General features: G+C 41.3%; 17 protein-coding genes. 11 read left to right on the forward strand and 6 right to left on the reverse strand.

The window, feature by feature from the left end; all coding sequences use genetic code 11:
- Positions 1-7: 7 nt before the first annotated feature.
- Together AC04NP_RS10645 and AC04NP_RS10650 are read left to right on the forward strand one after the other, a co-directional pair.
- Positions 8-1,864: an alkaline phosphatase PhoX gene (locus AC04NP_RS10645; protein ID WP_482859723.1), complete on the forward strand. Its 1,857-nt coding sequence runs from the start codon at positions 8-10 to the stop codon at positions 1,862-1,864.
- A 94-nt stretch (positions 1,865-1,958) separates the two neighbouring features.
- Complete coding sequence (locus tag AC04NP_RS10650; RefSeq protein WP_482859724.1) at positions 1,959-3,923, forward strand: cytochrome-c peroxidase; 1,965 nt, start codon at positions 1,959-1,961, stop codon at positions 3,921-3,923.
- Between the two features lie 238 nt (positions 3,924-4,161).
- Here AC04NP_RS10650 and AC04NP_RS10655 read toward each other — a convergent pair whose 3' ends face one another.
- Positions 4,162-4,362: a hypothetical protein gene (locus AC04NP_RS10655; protein WP_482859725.1), complete on the reverse strand. Its 201-nt coding sequence runs from the start codon at positions 4,360-4,362 to the stop codon at positions 4,162-4,164.
- A gap of 366 nt (positions 4,363-4,728) precedes the next feature.
- Between AC04NP_RS10655 and AC04NP_RS10660 the strand changes: the two genes are divergently transcribed.
- The gene (locus tag AC04NP_RS10660; RefSeq protein ID WP_482859726.1) at positions 4,729-5,181 is read left to right on the forward strand and encodes a hypothetical protein; all 453 of its coding nucleotides are present in this window, start codon (positions 4,729-4,731) and stop codon (positions 5,179-5,181) included.
- Between the two features lie 132 nt (positions 5,182-5,313).
- Here AC04NP_RS10660 and AC04NP_RS10665 read toward each other — a convergent pair whose 3' ends face one another.
- Both AC04NP_RS10665 and AC04NP_RS10670 read right to left on the reverse strand, forming a co-directional pair.
- Positions 5,314-6,453: a Fic family protein gene (locus AC04NP_RS10665; protein WP_482859727.1), complete on the reverse strand. Its 1,140-nt coding sequence runs from the start codon at positions 6,451-6,453 to the stop codon at positions 5,314-5,316.
- Between the two features lie 188 nt (positions 6,454-6,641).
- Positions 6,642-7,565: an alpha/beta fold hydrolase gene (locus AC04NP_RS10670; RefSeq protein WP_482859728.1), complete on the reverse strand. Its 924-nt coding sequence runs from the start codon at positions 7,563-7,565 to the stop codon at positions 6,642-6,644.
- Positions 7,566-7,659: 94 nt separating this feature from the next.
- Here AC04NP_RS10670 and AC04NP_RS10675 point away from each other — a divergent pair, with 94 nt between their 5' ends.
- Together AC04NP_RS10675 and pgeF are read left to right on the forward strand one after the other, a co-directional pair.
- Entirely contained in the window at positions 7,660-9,501 is a 1,842-nt protein-coding gene (locus tag AC04NP_RS10675; RefSeq protein WP_482859729.1) for an AMP-binding protein, read from the forward strand.
- A complete protein-coding gene (pgeF, locus tag AC04NP_RS10680; RefSeq protein ID WP_482859730.1) occupies positions 9,494-10,321 on the forward strand; it encodes a peptidoglycan editing factor PgeF in 828 nt (275 codons plus the stop codon). Before AC04NP_RS10675 ends, pgeF begins: the two co-directional genes overlap by 8 nt.
- A 126-nt stretch (positions 10,322-10,447) precedes the next feature.
- On the opposite strand, the gene AC04NP_RS10685 is transcribed toward pgeF, so the two are convergent.
- Positions 10,448-10,810: an alpha/beta hydrolase gene (locus tag AC04NP_RS10685; protein WP_482859731.1), complete on the reverse strand. Its 363-nt coding sequence runs from the start codon at positions 10,808-10,810 to the stop codon at positions 10,448-10,450.
- Positions 10,811-11,135: 325 nt separating this feature from the next.
- On the opposite strand from AC04NP_RS10685, the gene AC04NP_RS10690 reads away from it, so the two are divergent.
- The 3 genes from AC04NP_RS10690 (at position 11,136) to AC04NP_RS10700 (ending at position 13,660) form a co-directional block, all read left to right on the forward strand.
- Positions 11,136-11,417, forward strand: coding sequence for a hypothetical protein (locus AC04NP_RS10690; protein WP_482859732.1), 282 nt, complete (start codon positions 11,136-11,138; stop codon positions 11,415-11,417).
- Positions 11,418-11,456: 39 nt separating this feature from the next.
- On the forward strand, positions 11,457-13,094 hold the full coding sequence (locus AC04NP_RS10695) for an alpha/beta fold hydrolase (protein WP_482859733.1): 1,638 nt from the start codon (positions 11,457-11,459) through the stop codon (positions 13,092-13,094).
- A 341-nt stretch (positions 13,095-13,435) separates the two neighbouring features.
- Positions 13,436-13,660 (forward strand): hypothetical protein, encoded by a 225-nt coding sequence (locus AC04NP_RS10700; protein WP_482859734.1) that lies wholly within the window; start codon positions 13,436-13,438, stop codon positions 13,658-13,660.
- Between the two features lie 83 nt (positions 13,661-13,743).
- On the opposite strand, the gene AC04NP_RS10705 is transcribed toward AC04NP_RS10700, so the two are convergent.
- On the reverse strand, positions 13,744-14,199 hold the full coding sequence (locus AC04NP_RS10705; protein WP_482859735.1) for a hypothetical protein: 456 nt from the start codon (positions 14,197-14,199) through the stop codon (positions 13,744-13,746).
- 269 nt (positions 14,200-14,468) lie between these two features.
- Between AC04NP_RS10705 and AC04NP_RS10710 the strand changes: the two genes are divergently transcribed.
- The 3 genes from AC04NP_RS10710 to AC04NP_RS10720 all read left to right on the forward strand — a co-directional run bounded on the left by AC04NP_RS10710 (position 14,469) and on the right by AC04NP_RS10720 (position 15,970).
- Entirely contained in the window at positions 14,469-14,708 is a 240-nt protein-coding gene (locus AC04NP_RS10710) for a hypothetical protein (RefSeq protein WP_482859736.1), read from the forward strand.
- A 493-nt stretch (positions 14,709-15,201) separates the two neighbouring features.
- The gene (locus tag AC04NP_RS10715) at positions 15,202-15,432 is read left to right on the forward strand and encodes a hypothetical protein (protein ID WP_482859737.1); all 231 of its coding nucleotides are present in this window, start codon (positions 15,202-15,204) and stop codon (positions 15,430-15,432) included.
- 106 nt (positions 15,433-15,538) lie between these two features.
- Complete coding sequence (locus AC04NP_RS10720) at positions 15,539-15,970, forward strand: DUF2335 domain-containing protein (RefSeq protein ID WP_482859738.1); 432 nt, start codon at positions 15,539-15,541, stop codon at positions 15,968-15,970.
- A 97-nt stretch (positions 15,971-16,067) separates the two neighbouring features.
- On the opposite strand, the gene AC04NP_RS10725 is transcribed toward AC04NP_RS10720, so the two are convergent.
- On the reverse strand, positions 16,068-16,517 hold the full coding sequence (locus tag AC04NP_RS10725; protein ID WP_482859739.1) for a hypothetical protein: 450 nt from the start codon (positions 16,515-16,517) through the stop codon (positions 16,068-16,070).
- Positions 16,518-16,597: the final 80 nt, after the last annotated feature.

A 16,597-nucleotide genomic window follows, 5' to 3' on the forward strand; every position in this document is an offset into this window, starting at 1 on the left:
TTAACTGATGAAAAAAGCATACGCTATGTTGATTTTCGTACTGGCCTTTTATGTAAACAGCTATGGGCAGTACTTTTTTGATGTGTCGGTCGACACTGCATGGACGCCCACAACCGTGGTACTGCCACCATCACCTTTAAAATTTCAGGTATTATTTGTAGGAGGATCCGACAAAGTGCAAACAACAGCCACCTATGGCAACGAACCCGGAGAGGCATTGGCTAAACAATGGCATGATTTCATTGGTTTTACGCTAGATGATGAATCAGATGATCTTGGCTGGGTTTCAGTTAATCATGAAAGAATTAATTCCAATGACAGTATCGGTGACGGAGGGGGTATGACCGTGTTCAAAGTAGCAAGGGATCCTGTTACAGACGAAATCATCATAAAAGAGCAAACGTTGTCAGATGGCCGGCAGGGAAAATTCTTTAATGTGGATTTTGTAAACACTGTAGGTGAAACGGGCATGAATTGCGGTGGCATTACCTCATTAGTCGATGGCAGAATCTGGACTGCCGAAGAGTGGTTTAGAAATAGCAATGACGATATCTCCAGCTTAAGAAATCAGGATCCTTTTACCATCATTACCGACATTCCCGGAGATTTTAACGGTAGTGTGATAGAAAGATACCAAAACTTTAATTATATGGTTGAAATAGACCCACGGGAAGCAAAAGCCATCAGAAAACAATATAACTGGGGCAGGCAGCCATTTGAGGGGGGAACCATCATGTCTGACAACCAAACAGTTTATCTCGGCGCTGATGCTACGCCAGGTTTCTTCACCAAATTCATAGCTGAAACCCCCGGAGATTTTACAAAAGGGAAATTATATGTTTATAAACATGACGCTTTGACAGCTCCCTTTGATCCATGGGTAGAAATTGATAATAAGTCACTGGATAACATGCTGCATTTTGCAGAAAGGGCGCTTGCAGCCGGAGGTACTATGTTTAACCGACTGGAATGGCTCACCAATTACGATGGTAAAATCTACATGTCAGAAACCGGAAGGGATGGTTTAGGCACAAGGTTTGAAAGAGGTATTGCAGCCGGAGGCGTTTTGGATTACCACTGGCTTGAACCGGTAAGATCGAGATTTCCCCAAATGGTCGACAAACCCGATGATCAGGTGATTGAATTTGTAAAAAGAGGCGGATTTAATGATTATTATGGCAGAATATTGGAATTTGATCCGGCGACAGGTCTGGTAACTACCTTTCTGAATGGTGGTCCCTTCTTCTCCGAATCTCCTGAATTTGCACAATATCCTGAAAAGCACCTTTCAAACCCTGATGGCCTGAATGTGATGGTCATTGACGGCAAGCCTTTCATGGTAATTTGTGAAGATTTAAATGGTACTTCAAATGGCAGGGTTCCTGCAGGCATCAGGAACAGGTCATGTGAATTATATCTGCTGGATATGTCCATCGAAGACCCAGCTATCGAAGACCTTACAAGAATTTCAGTTACACCTGTTGGAGCGGAGGTTACCGGTGCTCAGGCAACACCCGATGGTAAAACACTATTTGTCAATTCCCAGCACCCCTCCACTGCCAACCCTTTTCCATACAATAACTCTTTAACATATGCGATCACTGGTTGGGATATTGCAGTGTCTGCTATCGAAGATATTGAAGAAGTAGTACTGGATGAGAAGACCGCATTAAAGGTATGGCCTAATCCCGTGGCAAAAGAATTAAAGTTTAGCAGGGTGCTGGATGCAGCAATTTATAATCAATCCGGTCAAAGAATCAAAGTGTTCAGAGGACAACAAAGTATTGATGTATCTGATTTAACTCCTGGATTTTACTTCCTGAATACAAGTGCAGGGGAAGTCCAGCGGTTAATTATCAAGTAGATATCCCAATTTTCTCACCTCTCTCAATTTATGTTAGTCAGCCAAGACCTGGTGATCCCCATCACCGGGTCTTATTCTAATTTCACCAAGTTATATGAAACAATCTTACCTGATCCTATTTTCTATATTGATATTTCTGGCCTGTATTTTATTTTCATCATTTTCATCAGGGCCGGAAGCGATTGCCGACAGTCCTGGTAATTATGTGAAATCTCAATATCACGCAGGCATATCTGATTTTGGCCGGGCTATTCATAATCTTGAAATCATCGCCCTTTCACTGGATGATAATACTGCTGCTGTCACCGATTTGCAAAAGTCTTTTGATCAGTCGAGGGTTAGCTACAAAAAAATCGAATTTCTCGCCGAATACTTTGACCCTGAGTTTATCAAAGACTACATCAACGGCCCTCCATTAAAGAGTCTCGAGCGAAAATCACCTTCTTTAAGTATTCTTGAGCCGGAAGGTATGCAGGTATTGGAAGAGTTGATCTATGGTGAAGATCCTTACCGGGAAAAAGCCGCCATCAACAAGCTGGTTCAGGCCTTGAACGATAACTTTCATTATTTCAAAACCTATCAGCAGTCAATTGAAATGGCAGACCGCTATATTTTTGAGGCTTCCAGGTTTCAGTTGATCAGGGTTTTCAGCCTGGGTGTTACAGGTTTCGATACCCCTATGACGGATAATGCTATCAAAGAGGCTTCCATTTCCATGCAATCGGTGTTCGAAGCTTTAAAACCCTATCTTCCGTTGGCTAAAAAGAAACATTCTTCAATGGTGGAAAAACTGGAAAAGACGTTCAGGGGTGCTGTGACTTATCTGAATGAAAATGAGGATTTTGAAACTTTTGACCGGATGGAATTTTTGAAAGGTTATATCAATCCACTCTACCGGCTGATACTGGACCTGCAGTTGTCGCTGGGAATAGAAACTTACTATGAGACGGCACCCTTAACCTTTAAGCATTCTGTTAATTACCTGGCTGGTAATTTATTCGACGAAAGTCTGCTAAACCCTTATTATTATTTAAAGATCAGGAAAATTGATGATAACAAAGCCCTGGTCGATTTGGGAAGGACGCTGTTTTTCGACCCTGTTTTATCCGGATCCAATGAAAGATCATGTGCTTCCTGCCACCAGCCTGACAAAGGATTTACCGATGGCAACAAAAAAAGTATAGCCATGGATTTCAAAGGCACTGTGGATCGCAATGCACCTACGCTGATTAATGCGGTTTATGCAGACAAATATTTCTACGATTTAAGAGTAGGGGAAATGGAAAACCAAATTGAACATGTAATTTTTGACAAAAGGGAATTTCATACCTCCTACCTTCAGATGTTTGAAAAACTGGAACAAAGTGAAGAATATGTTACCTGGTTTAAATCTGTATTTCCGGGCTGGGAACATGAACCTATCAACAAAAACACGTTTTCTGCTGCCATAACCGCCTACCTTAAATCGCTGTCGGGATTCAACTCTCCTTTTGATCAATATGTGCGGGGTGAGACGGATGAGTTGCCGGAGGCAGTGATTAACGGGTTTAATCTGTTCATGGGAAAAGCTGGCTGCGGCACCTGTCATTTTGCACCAACTTTCAGTGGCCTTGTGCCACCCCTGTACCACGAATCCGAATCAGAAGTATTGGGGGTAACCCTGCATAACCTGGATAGCATACCCGTCATCGATCCGGATGTAGGAAGATATAAAGGCAATTTGAAGGAACATGCCAATATCTACAAGCACTCATTTAAAACCACCACCGTCAGGAATGTCTCCCTGACGGCCCCTTACATGCACAACGGTGTTTTCGAAACCCTTGAAGAAGTGGTCGAGTTTTATGACAGGGGTGGGGGACAGGGTTTAGGACTGGATGTAGAATTCCAGACGTTGCCCCCTGATCCGCTGGAACTAACCGACCTGGAAAAACAGCATTTGGTTAAATTTATGGAGGTTTTAGTTGACACGGCAGCTATGACAACACAACCTGTCCGCCTGCCCGTATTTGAAAATCAACCGGAATTGAATCAAAGGATAATCGGTGGGATTTACTGAATGAATAGCTATGAAACTGACTATACTTTCAGGTTGGCCATAACTGCACCTTATATGATGCATTTATACCAATCTGAAGGCATAGGAAATCAATAGCCATCAAATAGCAGCAGATACCGTTCGGAAACAAAGTGATAACAGGAGTTATTGCATATAATAAGCAGACAATCAAGAAACCAAATAACCACTATTTTGGTATTAGCGGATTTTTGTTGTCGGAAAAAACCTGTTGCTATATTTATTTTCCGGTTAAATTGTTCAATACCCTGAATGGCAAGGTAAAGATAGCCCTGATCAAAGAAAATACGCCTTCAATCGCAATGCCCAATAGCCGGAATGGCAACAGTAAAAGCCAGATGACAGGATAAAGCAAAAGGGCTAATAACGCTACTGGCCAACATAATATTAACAGGATACACCAGATTAGAAATGCTAACATAATAGTTTTAGTTTGAGTTAAGACCTACAGATCTTCTACGGTAAAAAGCGAAATTGGATATGAATTTATTTTTCAACCTTTGGAAGTTATGTATATTGTGTAGGGTTTAGATATGATAAGTATTGTCGTTTCGGCAAAAATGTTGATAACAATGTTTCTATAACGCCTGTAGCGTTTTACTTATCCGGGTTAATACGAATTAATTGTCACTTGATTAGTCAAAAGTTCGCATATGGGCATCCGGTGGATGAATATTTTCGTATGAAAATATATGCTATACAGTAATTGTAAGGTTTGCAACACAATGGGAAATTCTTTCAATAAATATTTCAATAAATTTTCATCATCAATTGAATAGTGAAAATTATGATCAGTCAATTAAAGTCAAAAGAAATCGATGAGCTTGTCGCAGATAGTGTTGTCGGAACATTGATTTGTTTTGACAAGAATGAAAAAATAAAATTTCCTATTACTTATGTGAAGGAAGGCCAATACGTTTATAGTTATTCGAAGGATCTGGAGAAAATATTGCTTATGCGCAAAGATCCGGCGGTTTTATTAAAGGTATTTAAAGTGAATGGTGAAACCGGGTGGTCATCAGCCAATGTGCTGGGTATATTTGAAGAGTTGGACGGTATAGATGCTGAAATTGCGAGAGTCATTATCAAAGATAAATTAATGGCCTGTGCAATTAAAGACCACAGCTTTCATGTGCACGGATTAACCCCGCAATATATTCAGGGTATGGTAGAATCTTCGAATGTAATATACAGGATACATATCATTAAAAAGACAGGAAAATATCAATCGTCCCGGTAACTCTTCCTCCCCTCTAACCTTAAGCCCTATTGATGTAATCGCTGTCATCCAATTTCTCACCATGTAGTTTGGTTTTTGGTTTCAATATTTCAACTTCATGCTTTTTGCTTCTAACCAGCCGGTTTTCGCACCCTACTCACTTAATATATTATAAAGGTCGATATTCAAATAATAATGGTGGCCATTGATGGTCCTTTTGTCCAAAACCCCCATCTCAACCATTTGATTTAAATAGTTTCTGGCTGTATTTTCTGCATAGATTTTTGCGGTGGTGAAATGCTTAACAGTGGAAAAAGGTTGTGTAAATAACACCTCGATTAACTGGTCCACCTTCCTGATGTCAGAATGAAGGGTGATGGCCTGATGAATGTTTTCTTTTGCTTTGATAATGTCGTTGATCTTTTGAAAAGTCAGATTAGCGGTTACTTCCACCGCCTTCAACATATAGATGATCCATGATTTCCAATCCCCCCGCTGAGAAACACCAGCCAGGGTGTGATAGTACGCATCTTTATTATCGATAATATATTTACTGAGAAATAAAATCGGATAATCGAGTAACCCTTTATGCGTTAAATAGTGAATGTTAAAAACCCTGCCACTTCTTCCATTGCCATCCCTGAACGGATGTATTGCCTCGAATTGGAAATGCCCGATGGCCATTTTTAATATGGGGTCTACCTTGTAGGTAGTGTCATCGTTCATGAATTCCAGCAGGTTGGCGAGTTTATCTTCCAGGATTCCGTCACCTCTTGGGGGGGTGTAGATGGTTTGTCCGGCTAATGGACCGCTGCTCCCTTTTCTAATCACTATGCTGGTAAACGGGGGACGAATGCCATCGTTTGCCTCTTTTATTTCCCGGTACATTTCCACCAGATAATCGATGTTAAAGGTCTCTCTTTGTTGCATGTATTCAAAGCCTTTCCATAAAGCTTCCCGGTAATGTAATACCTCTTTGATCGGGCCGGATGTTTCTTCAATCTTGTTGTTACTGTAGGCCTTGTATAATTCATCGTCGGTAGTAAAAATGTTCTCAATTTCGCTGGAAGCCTTGGCTTCTTGTAAACTGATGGTATTGATGAGTAAGCCCTGATTGGGAATGGCCACACTTCTGCCATGTAAACGGGCAAGCGCGGCCTTGGCCTCGGCCAGATGTTCAAATATTTCTACGGTGCGATATAAAGACTCGTCAAGCGGAAGCAATGGGAGCTCGTTCCATGGTCTTTCTCTGTCGGGGTTGATTTTATAGTTGACAATTTGCTGAACAGGCATTGATAAAACTATTTTTTAATGTCTATTTGATTTCAGACCTTAAAACTGAGGTAAAAAATCCAACAAACATTATTTTGTAATAAATTTAATGTTTAGTTGTTTTTTGGCCTTTAAAATATAGTGACCATTTTTAACTAAACGTAGAATTTGCGGAAAAATTAAGGTTTGGGTGAATTTTTCAAAAAGCGTTAATCCGTTAGTAAAAAACCTAAAACCTCATTTCTAAACTGCCGGTAATAAGGTTTTTCCATCATTAAGGCATGTGCACCTCCCTCAATCCGGACCAACCGGCTTTTGTCTTTTGCAGGGTGTCGATTGTAAATAGCTACTATTTCATCCCACTTTAAATAAGCATCCCGGTCTCCGCCAATGAATAAAGTTGGTACTTTCAGATTTTCCGCCCTGATAAGCTTTTCGTTTCTTCCTTTCAACAAATCTTTTCTTCCTCCATTGGGGCTTGAATCCTGGTCATATTTCCAACAATTGGCAAGAAACAAATTAGCTACCGGCTTTTCTATAATATGGTAATCGATAACACCATCTTTCACCTGAAAATCGGAGGCTGCATGAACCCAGGTGTTGTGATGCCAGTCCTCCTGTGGCTCTTTGCCGTCATACCCGCTTGTAATTGGCGCATATAGAACCAATTTCCTGATCCAGGAGGCATGGGATGCAACCATCTGTGTCGATGTAGCTGTACCCCAACTCCAGCCCAACAAATCAATCCGGTCTATCTGTCCGGTATTGCGAATAAATTGGACGACAGCGGCAATGTCTTCAGCAGCGTAGGCTGTATTCACAATAAATCCATCTTCCGGTTTTTCTGATAAGCCGTAGCCGGCCATATCCATGGTCCATACCTGAAAGCCATTTTCAGACAAAAACTTAACGAGACTGTAATCACCATGATCCATATGAAACTCATGAGAAGAATAGGTCAGGCCATGAATGAGCAGGATGTGCTTTAACGGTTTTCCGTGATCTTGTCTGAAGGTTTTTACATGCAAATTCAGACCTTGACTTTTCACAGAAAAGGATTTATGTGTGATCTGAGCCGTAATGGCCGGCGCACTCAAACTAATGAGGAGAAAGGTGATGATTCTCACGATCATAGGACCAAATTAAACATATCTGCCTAAGAATTCTGAAAATTATAGATATTAATATAAATTGTGGCTTTTTGACCTAATCGAAGTATATAAAGATATGCAGTGGAAAAGCACATGGACCCCTACAGAAGAAAATGTTGAGTCCAGCAATATATTTAAGATGATGGAACTCCAGTTTTTTGAGAGTTACGAGGAATTGTATCGATGGTCCGTAAAGGATCCGGGTGGATTTTGGCGTGATACGATGGATTTGCTGGAAATAAGGATGAAAAAAAAGTATGACGAGGTACTTGATCTTTCGAAAGGGGCCTCCCAACCGGTATGGTTAAAGGGGGCTCAAATGAATATTGTGGATAGCTGTTTCAGGAATAGCGATAGCGCCAGAGCGATATTTTATAAAGAGGAAGACGGTGTCCGGGAGGTTTTCAGCTATGATCAGTTAAACCGTCTGATCAATCAAATCGCCAATGGCCTTGTGGATTCGGGCCTTAAAAAGGGGGACTATGTGGCGATAGATATGCCCATGAACATCAAGGCGGTGGCGATCTATCTTGCAATTATCAAAGCCGGAATGGTAGCTGTTACCATTGCCGATAGCTTTGCACCTCATGAAATTAAAGTAAGGCTGGAGCTCACCGGCCCAAAATTGTTTTTTACCCAGGATCACATAATCCGCGGAGGCAAAGCCCTGCCGCTTTATGACCGGGTGATTGAGGCCGGAGCACCTCCTTGTGTTGTGGTACAGGCAGGTCAGGAGACCCCGGAGTTAAGGCAGGGCGACCAACTCTGGGACAGTTTTATTAGTCAAAACGCTTTTTTTGAGTCCGTTGCCTGTGCGCCGGATGATACCATTACGATATTGTTTTCTTCAGGAACGACAGGTAATCCCAAAGCCATACCCTGGGACCATACCACACCTATCAAATGTGCCGGGGATGGATATTTTCACCAAAATATTCAAAACGGCGATGTCATTTGCTGGCCTACAAATCTGGGCTGGATGATGGGGCCCTGGTTGGTTTTTGCCTCTTTGATCACAGAGTCCTCGATGGCATTGTATGGGGGAGCGCCGCTGGATAAGGGTTTTGGTATGTTTGTGGAAGAAGCCGGGGTGACTATGCTGGGTGTGGTTCCAAGCCTGGTTAATCAATGGAGAAGTACACGGTGTATGGAATCGCTCAACTGGTCTCGTATCAAAGTCTTTAGCTCAACCGGAGAAGTCAGTAACTCCGAAGACATGCAATATTTGATGGAGTTGGCCGGTAACAAGCCGGTAATTGAATATTGTGGAGGAACGGAGATAGGCGGAAGCTATGTTACCGGCGCAGTGATCTTCCCGGCTATTCCCGGAACATTTTCAACTCCGGCACTAGGTACGGCTTTTGTATTGCTGGATGAACAGGGTCAGGAAACCGATAACGGTGAGGTTTATATCCTGCCTCCCGCCATGGGGCTTTCGACCAGGTTGCTGAATCAGGATCATGAAGCAGTTTATTATCAGGGCACACCTGTTTTTAAAGGTAAGCTGACCAGGCGGCATGGTGATCAGATGGAAAGGCTGCCAAATGGTTATTTCCGCGGTCATGGCAGGACAGATGACGCCATGAATCTGGGGGGTATCAAGGTAAGTTCAGTACAAATTGAAGAAACATTAAACGCCCTGGATATCTTCAAAGAAACCGCCGCAATTGCTGTGTCATCCATAGAGGGCGGGCCGGCAAAATTAGTCATTTACGGGGTAGAAGGTGTTTCTGATCTACCTTTTGAAGATCAGTTGCAGGTAGCCCGGAAAACCGTTAAGGAGCAGCTAAATCCACTGTTTAAGGTCGAGGACCTGGTTTTAATTAATGAACTGCCACGAACCGCCTCCAACAAGGTAATGAGGCGCAGGTTAAGGGAAATGTATATGGAAGAAAGGAAAACAGGCCTTTATGGTTAAGAAAACCAGCCAGGGATTACCCTATTTTACCTACCCGTTGCTCAATAATTATCCGGATCTGGTGCATTTTACCACCACCCGGCATGGGGGATTTAGCAATGGTGAGTATGGTGGGCTGAATGTTAGCTTTGCAGTAGGTGAAGATTCAACATTGGTGGCACAAAACCGCCATCTGATAGCTGATGCCTTTGCCCTGGATTCGCATCAACTGTTATTCGGCAGGCAAATTCATGAAAGTAACATCCGGGTGATCAGGCAGGATTTTTTCGAAAAGTCACCGGAGGAAAGGTATGAACAATTGACAGCAATAGACGGTCTGATTACCAATTTGAAAAATGTTTGTTTATGCGTACTCACTGCCGACTGTGCCGGCATTTTGTTGTATGACCCAAAACAGGCAGTAATTAGCGTCATCCATGCCGGCTGGCGGGGTACGGTCAAGAAAATAGCTACAAATGTAATCAATAAAATGCGTCAGGAATTTGATTGCCGGCCAGCTGATATTCTGGCAGTCATAGGCCCCTGTATTGGTCTGGAATCTTACGAAGTAGGTGATGAAGTGGCTAAGAAATTCGTCGAGGTATTTGGAGAAAACCATGCCATTATCGACAGGACTTACTCCAAGCCCCACGTAGCCGTAGCCGCCGCTAACCACCGACTGCTCATGGATAGCGGTTTGTCCCCTGAAAACATTGCTCTTGCCGGGGTCTGTACCTTCAGGAACAACGACCGGTTCTACAGCGCCCGGCAAGGAGACAAAGGCCGGTTCTGCAGTGGAATTAGTATGAGAAGTATCGGCAACAGCGCGGGCAATGGTTAGATGCTGTTACCCGTACGGTTGCTGTTGGTTTTTCCGTAAAGGGTTTTTCGGGTTTCTATAGGCCGCTTTGAATATTCGATGGCTCAGCAGATAATATCGAACCAAGGTGTTTATGAAAGAACCGGCTCACATTTTCAACCGCTTCATTAACTTGTGTCGATTGATCATAGAAATCAAAATATTGGATACATAGGGTCGCGCAGACAGGTACGTGACAGCCGCCTCCAAATCCTGTAATTTCAGCGAAGGATCTTCGTATTGTCTTGGCTGCCCCTCGCTTTCACCATAGTTTCTGTAGTCAAATGCCAGGGCTACAATGCCATGTTCTGCTAATTTTTTGGCATAAGTTCCTGCCATTTGTTCCTTTACAGAAGTTAATGAACCACCTATCAGGGCTGCCGGATATGTATTGGATTCATCGAAGTCAACAGGAAAATACAGGTTACCTGCTAAAGTCAGACCGTTGCTTTGAAATGTTACTTTTTTCATGTTTCCGCTTTTTATAAATATTTATTTTGTCAGTTATGAAACAAAACTCGGCAGATTGGCTTTAATACACAGTAAGCATTTCAAAGAAAGAAGTACATATATCAAAGGGGAAAAAATGAACATTTTAGAAGGGGGTGATGGGAAGTGGAAAACTTTTTATATGGAATTGACAGTTGACAATTGACAATTATTAGCTGTTGATTTTCAATGGTCAATTGAAATAGTCGAATTGAAACACTTTGCTACATTAAGAGGGTATTGTAAGGGGATAAATATCCCGCCGCCGAGGAACGATGATTTTGACATCCGGCGTTTCGAGGAAAATATGAAAACGGTTCTTCATCAAATGCCCCCTTTTAAACATGAATTTTACGCCATTGCTATTAAGCTGGAGGGTGGGGGATATACAGCTACCGACACTAAAAACAATGTAACCATGTTAACACCTGACAAAACAGAAAGCAACAAGGATCATGAGGCCATAGAAGCATTAGCCACTACTCTTATTTGTACAAACCGACAATCGCAACTGGGAAGCTGTGAAAAATACAATGGCAGATTCAGTTTATGTAGATTACACCGTATTGGGTGGCGATTCAGGATTTAAAACACCCGATGAAATTGTCCATGGCTGGCATGGCAAGCTTTGTTACCTGGTTTTGAACGCACCGTACACCAACCCCATAATTTTGCCATATGGGTAGCTGGCGACCGTGCCACCGCTACCCTGGATGCTATAGCCACACATTACCTGGAAGTCCCCGAGGGCGATAACTTCTGGACAGTATTTGTTGGCTATGATACTGAATATATCCAGGAAAATGGCGTATGGAAGTTGGCAAGAATAGATTTAAGCCTGTATGAGCAGCATGGTAACACCAATTTGCCTATGCTGGCAATGCAGCGTGTAAAAAATGGCCAAATACCATCTTTAAAAGAGAAAAGCAGCGCCAGGGAAGCCGTCGAGCAATTCTTCCAGGCCCTGGAGGCCAGAAACCTCCATGCTTTTTTGGAAACATTGACAGAGGACATTGTGCAGGACATGCCTTTTGCACCTGCGAACTTTCCTAAAAAGCTATCTGGCCTGGACGCCATGAAAAAACAATATACCGGCGTCATGGATTACACCCAGCAATATCAACGTGAGTACTTCCCAACCCAGGACCCCCACACTGTATTGGTAAAATTCAGTGGCACTATTACAACATCAGCGGGAAAGCCGTATAATAATTTTTACATTGGAATCTATACCATCGATGATTCGGGCCAAATCAGCCATTTTGTAGAAAACTTCAACCCCAATATTTTATTGAACGGATGGCCCGGTCTGCAACCGGAAAACTATTCCGTACACAAAGCAGGAGCCGGCACTGAATCAGGCGTAACGCTGAATGAAGTCAGTTTTAATAGCAACGGTGTGACCCTGAAAGGCCATTTGTTTTTGCCACCGGGTTTCAGAGACACCCAAAAATATCCGGCAGCCATTGTCACTGGTAGCTGGACCAGTGTAAAGGAGCAAATGCCTGATGAATATGCAAGTTTGCTGGCCCGTGATGGATTTATTTCCTTGACGTTTGACTTTACAGGTTTTGGGGAAAGTGAAGGGCAGCCCAGACAAGTGGAAGACTATAACCTTAAGATTGCAGATATCAAGGCGGCCGTAGATTTTCTGAGCGGTCACAAAAATGTGCGGGAGGAACAACTTTCCGGTTTAGGGGTTTGTGCCAGTTCAGGATACATGGCCCATGCCACGGCCCGGGACAAACGTATCAGAAAATTGGTGCTGGTGGCGCCATGGTTGCACAATCCTGAAATAGCGAGAAACATCTATGATTTTCGACCCGAGGGCACTGAAGGTTTGCTCAAAGCCGCACGGGAGGCCAAGGAGCAATATGCTGAAACAGGAGAGATGCCGTATGTTTTGGCGGCCAGTGAACTGGATCCTTTGAGTGCCATGTACGTGCCTGAAAACGTATTTGACTACTACCTTAATCCGGCAAAAGCAGCAGGCGCTTTATATGACAACCGCTTTGCAGTCAGCAGTTGGGAGCCCTGGCTAACTTTTGATGCCATTAGCAGTGCGAGTCAAATCAACCAACCGGTGTTCATTGTGCACAGTGAAAGCGGTGCAGTGCCACAGGGGGCCAGGGATTTTCATGAAAAGTTGAAGGGTGAAAAAGACATCGTTTGGTTGAACGAATACAACCAACAGCAATTGTATTTTGAAAAACAGGCTGTTAATTTAGCGATAGACGAGGTGGTAGCCTACCTGAAAGGCAGATGATTTTATCTGACGGGTCAAGAGGGGATTTGAGATAGTTTCCCCTCTCACTTTACCAGAGAAAAACAGGAGGATAAATTGCCTAATCCATTAAAATACAATATGTTAATGTACACCAAAATACTTAAAATGCTAAAAAATATCACACTTGGCGCGGATCAGAAATTGATCAAAAAAGCCAGGGAGAAGGCTAAAAAGGAGCCTGTGGCAGCGGACCGTTACACAGCTTTGTAGCGGATTTTCAATTGACTGGTTAATTGAATAATACACATACCATAGATACAATAAACGCCTTGTTCAGTCATTTAATAAATTTTGATAAAAGGAAACCGATTTTTCACAGCATGGCACAATTTGTTTTTAACGACCGACGCAAAGACCGGTACAAAATTTTCAGGGAAGGCCTTTTGGTACGTGTTGCCGTTAAAAACAAAAAAATTGCTTCGATTTCGTTTGTTCCAAGCTGGCGCGAAGACGACAATTTTGTAAGACTCTATGACCCCGATGTAGGAAAAGGCAGGGAACTTTTAGGCTACCTGAAATCTGTCAACGAGGGCGTGCTGGTTTAAAGATTACAGGCAAAGAGAAGTTGCACAAGGACTACGGTTTTGAGCAATGGAGCGAGCAACAACAAACGTGTAGGTAATAGTATTCAACTGTTGCTTGCACTGTTGCTGTTTGGGTTTTCGTATTTTTGAAGTTCTTTTTCGAGGCGAGCGATGTAGCTGGTGAGGGTGTTGATTTCCCTTTTTTGGCTTTCTATGAGTTTTTCAAGGATTTCAGTTTGCTTTTTTACTTCTTGTTTAACGGTTTTGTTGATGAGTGCGGCTTGTTGATCTTGTGTTTTTCCGGTGGTGGACTTTTCGGGTTTCCAAATTGTTCCTTTGCCGAGAATCAGCCATTCTAAATTAACATCAGGAAATTTTCGCATAATTTTTTCAATCAATTCAAAACTAGGTTTGCTTAACCTTCTGCCAACTATATTCCCTATCACCGACGGATTCACACCAATTGCCTTGCCAAATGAATTTTTAGTGCCAATGGCGTCCACCAACTGTTTCATTCTTTCTTGAATTGAGCTTTCTGCTATATTGTTTTTATTTGCCATCAGTAAAAAATATAGTCAGTTGATGTTGTTTTTGTAGTCAAATGACTATATATTTGTATTAAGTTTATTACAAATGCTATAAATATAAGCGATGAGTTAAGAATTTATCAAAGAAAACTTATCAAAATGATTTTTAAGGCATCCATGAATATAACTTCCCCCACACTTAAAAAAATTCTGCAAAGCGGAAAAACGCTGATTGACGATGCTAACCTACGAGAAATAAGCAATGAATCAAATTTTTTAAGCATTAACTAAAATTTTTTAAGATGAGACAAGAAATCAAAGACCTGATAGTTGAGCTGGGTAGCCGGCATCAGGAATTCACAAGTTTGCATAATCTACTAATTTACAAGGATATACGGCAGATAAAGAAGACTGTCATGGAGATTATTGGAGATATTTCAATGGATCAACAGGTGAGGGAGATGGATGATTACCCGGATAAGTTTATGGTATTGTGGCTGATCTACAATTTACTTTATGATCTGGAAGGGTGTAAGGAATGAAAGATTGAAGAGACCTGAGTTGGTTAAAACATTAAGAAAGGATACCATTCGGAAGCCAAAATTTGGAGGGGATCAAAAACCCGGGCTGTGGGGGAAAACTTTCCTCATTATTATTGTTTAAACATAAATTTTCACAAAATTTATCATAAAAAGCCTTACTGAAATCAGTTACATACATGAAGTATGGAAAGTGGTGTAATGACTTAAGCGGCTATCAAAAATTTCCGTCATAAATAATTGAAATTGAGCATATTAATATTCGTATAATCAAACGAACTCACTTGCTTGGAACATCTTGTAATGATTTTGGTTAAAAAAATGTATATTAAAATTATAATATTGTGAAAAAAAGTGTAAATTTGGTTTATTGAATTAAATGATAAATAGTTTGAGGGAGGAGGAGGAATATAGTAATTCTTTATCTGAGAGAATTACCAAAATTCCTAAGATTTTATTACAACTTAAATTATCGTGTAACTTAAAACACATCGAAATGATGAGAATATGGAAGTGGCTTAAAAGCAATCTGAGTAATGCCGAATTTATCAAAGGAGCGGGGAGTGCGTTCAACCTGGCAGGCGATTATTACAGTTTCAAGATTTCAAGAGATCCATTTATGTCCGATAAAAAAGCTATCATGTCAGATTGGCGGGCAGTTGGTCATGATCTTAAGAAGTCTTTGGATGAATTAGAGTCAGGAAAAATGTTAAACAATTATAAATAAGGATTAATGAGTAGTGATGAGGAAGCTGAAAAAGAGCAGCCAAACCCCGATAAACCCCTCAATAACATTAAATTCCTGCAATAAAGATTTTATTTCCCCCGAAATATTGGAAATTATAGAAAAGGTTCCGGAACAAGAAAAATCGTTTGTTCTAGCCAGATTGACTTCCATTACGATGTCAATGGAGTCTTATTATACCAGCCCAATTCCCCGCCCTGAGGATTTGCAGAAATACAATGAAATTAATCCTAAAGCGGGTGAAATATTATTCAATGGTTTTGAAAAACAACAAAGCCATAGAAGAGCATTGGAAAAAGAAATCGTTGGAAGGCAGTTAAATCAAAATGGAAGAGGCCAGATATTTGCCTTCATAATAAGTCTGGCCTTTGCACTGGCAGCCTGGGATTTAGGGAAAACCGACCATGATTGGTTAGGAGGTATACTAGGAGGTGCGACTTTAGTGTCACTTGTAACGGTTTTTATACTAGGTAAAAAGAAGAAAATTGGTGACAGAGATAAGGTTGTGGGTAATCCTTAACAAGAAAAGGGCAAAGCCTAAAATCATATTTCAGGTATGCGAAAGCCTGAAAGGCCATTTAAAAAGGTCTTATTTAACGAGAAGAAACTATTACCGCCTACAAATTGGATACAAACCTTTTTGAGTCTGAGGTTTCTGGGAAAACACATATTCTACTTATCCAGAATTCAATTTTTTTCACTCCACCAGAAACCCCAATAAGTGATACTAAAATCGGTTTAACAAATAAATAATAAGAAATATAGTGCTGTTTAAAAATATAATCAGTGATTGTCTTGTTAAACTCTTGCTGTATTCGCAGCAATGCAGGTCGCTTTTTAGTCTCTGTATTTAGCTTATCATATAGCTCGTCCAGGTTCTTTTCGTTGTGCTTCAATTGCAGCATGATGATATGAAATAAAGTTAGATAATACGACTCCTTAATAGTTTTTGATAATGTATTATCATAATAGTCCAATAACCATTCCTCTTCTGAATCTTTGGATGATCCTGTTGAAACCTTTCTAAGTTCATCCCGCAATCCATATAACTTATATTTGAATTTCAAAGTATTGAAATTGATAAAGAGCTTTCTGAAAATCGAAAGCATAAAAAATGTAAGAATAATAACTGCGAACCACATACTAA

The sequence above is a fragment of the Agaribacillus sp. DX54 genome, from assembly GCF_056858335.1.

Bases quoted from the DNA above. Each gene is read 5' to 3' on its own strand.
- AC04NP_RS10645 (WP_482859723.1), top strand. From the start codon at position 8: ATGAAAAAAGCATACGCTATGTTGATTTTCGTACTGGCCTTTTATGTA.
- AC04NP_RS10650 (WP_482859724.1), top strand. From the start codon at position 1,959: ATGAAACAATCTTACCTGATCCTATTTTCTATATTGATATTTCTGGCC.
- AC04NP_RS10655 (WP_482859725.1), bottom strand. From the start codon at position 4,362: ATGTTAGCATTTCTAATCTGGTGTATCCTGTTAATATTATGTTGGCCA.
- AC04NP_RS10660 (WP_482859726.1), top strand. From the start codon at position 4,729: ATGATCAGTCAATTAAAGTCAAAAGAAATCGATGAGCTTGTCGCAGAT.
- AC04NP_RS10665 (WP_482859727.1), bottom strand. From the start codon at position 6,453: ATGCCTGTTCAGCAAATTGTCAACTATAAAATCAACCCCGACAGAGAA.
- AC04NP_RS10670 (WP_482859728.1), bottom strand. From the start codon at position 7,565: ATGATCGTGAGAATCATCACCTTTCTCCTCATTAGTTTGAGTGCGCCG.
- AC04NP_RS10675 (WP_482859729.1), top strand. From the start codon at position 7,660: ATGCAGTGGAAAAGCACATGGACCCCTACAGAAGAAAATGTTGAGTCC.
- pgeF (WP_482859730.1), top strand. From the start codon at position 9,494: ATGGTTAAGAAAACCAGCCAGGGATTACCCTATTTTACCTACCCGTTG.
- AC04NP_RS10685 (WP_482859731.1), bottom strand. From the start codon at position 10,810: ATGAAAAAAGTAACATTTCAAAGCAACGGTCTGACTTTAGCAGGTAAC.
- AC04NP_RS10690 (WP_482859732.1), top strand. From the start codon at position 11,136: ATGAAAACGGTTCTTCATCAAATGCCCCCTTTTAAACATGAATTTTAC.
- AC04NP_RS10700 (WP_482859734.1), top strand. From the start codon at position 13,436: ATGGCACAATTTGTTTTTAACGACCGACGCAAAGACCGGTACAAAATT.
- AC04NP_RS10705 (WP_482859735.1), bottom strand. From the start codon at position 14,199: ATGGCAAATAAAAACAATATAGCAGAAAGCTCAATTCAAGAAAGAATG.
- AC04NP_RS10710 (WP_482859736.1), top strand. From the start codon at position 14,469: ATGAGACAAGAAATCAAAGACCTGATAGTTGAGCTGGGTAGCCGGCAT.
- AC04NP_RS10715 (WP_482859737.1), top strand. From the start codon at position 15,202: ATGATGAGAATATGGAAGTGGCTTAAAAGCAATCTGAGTAATGCCGAA.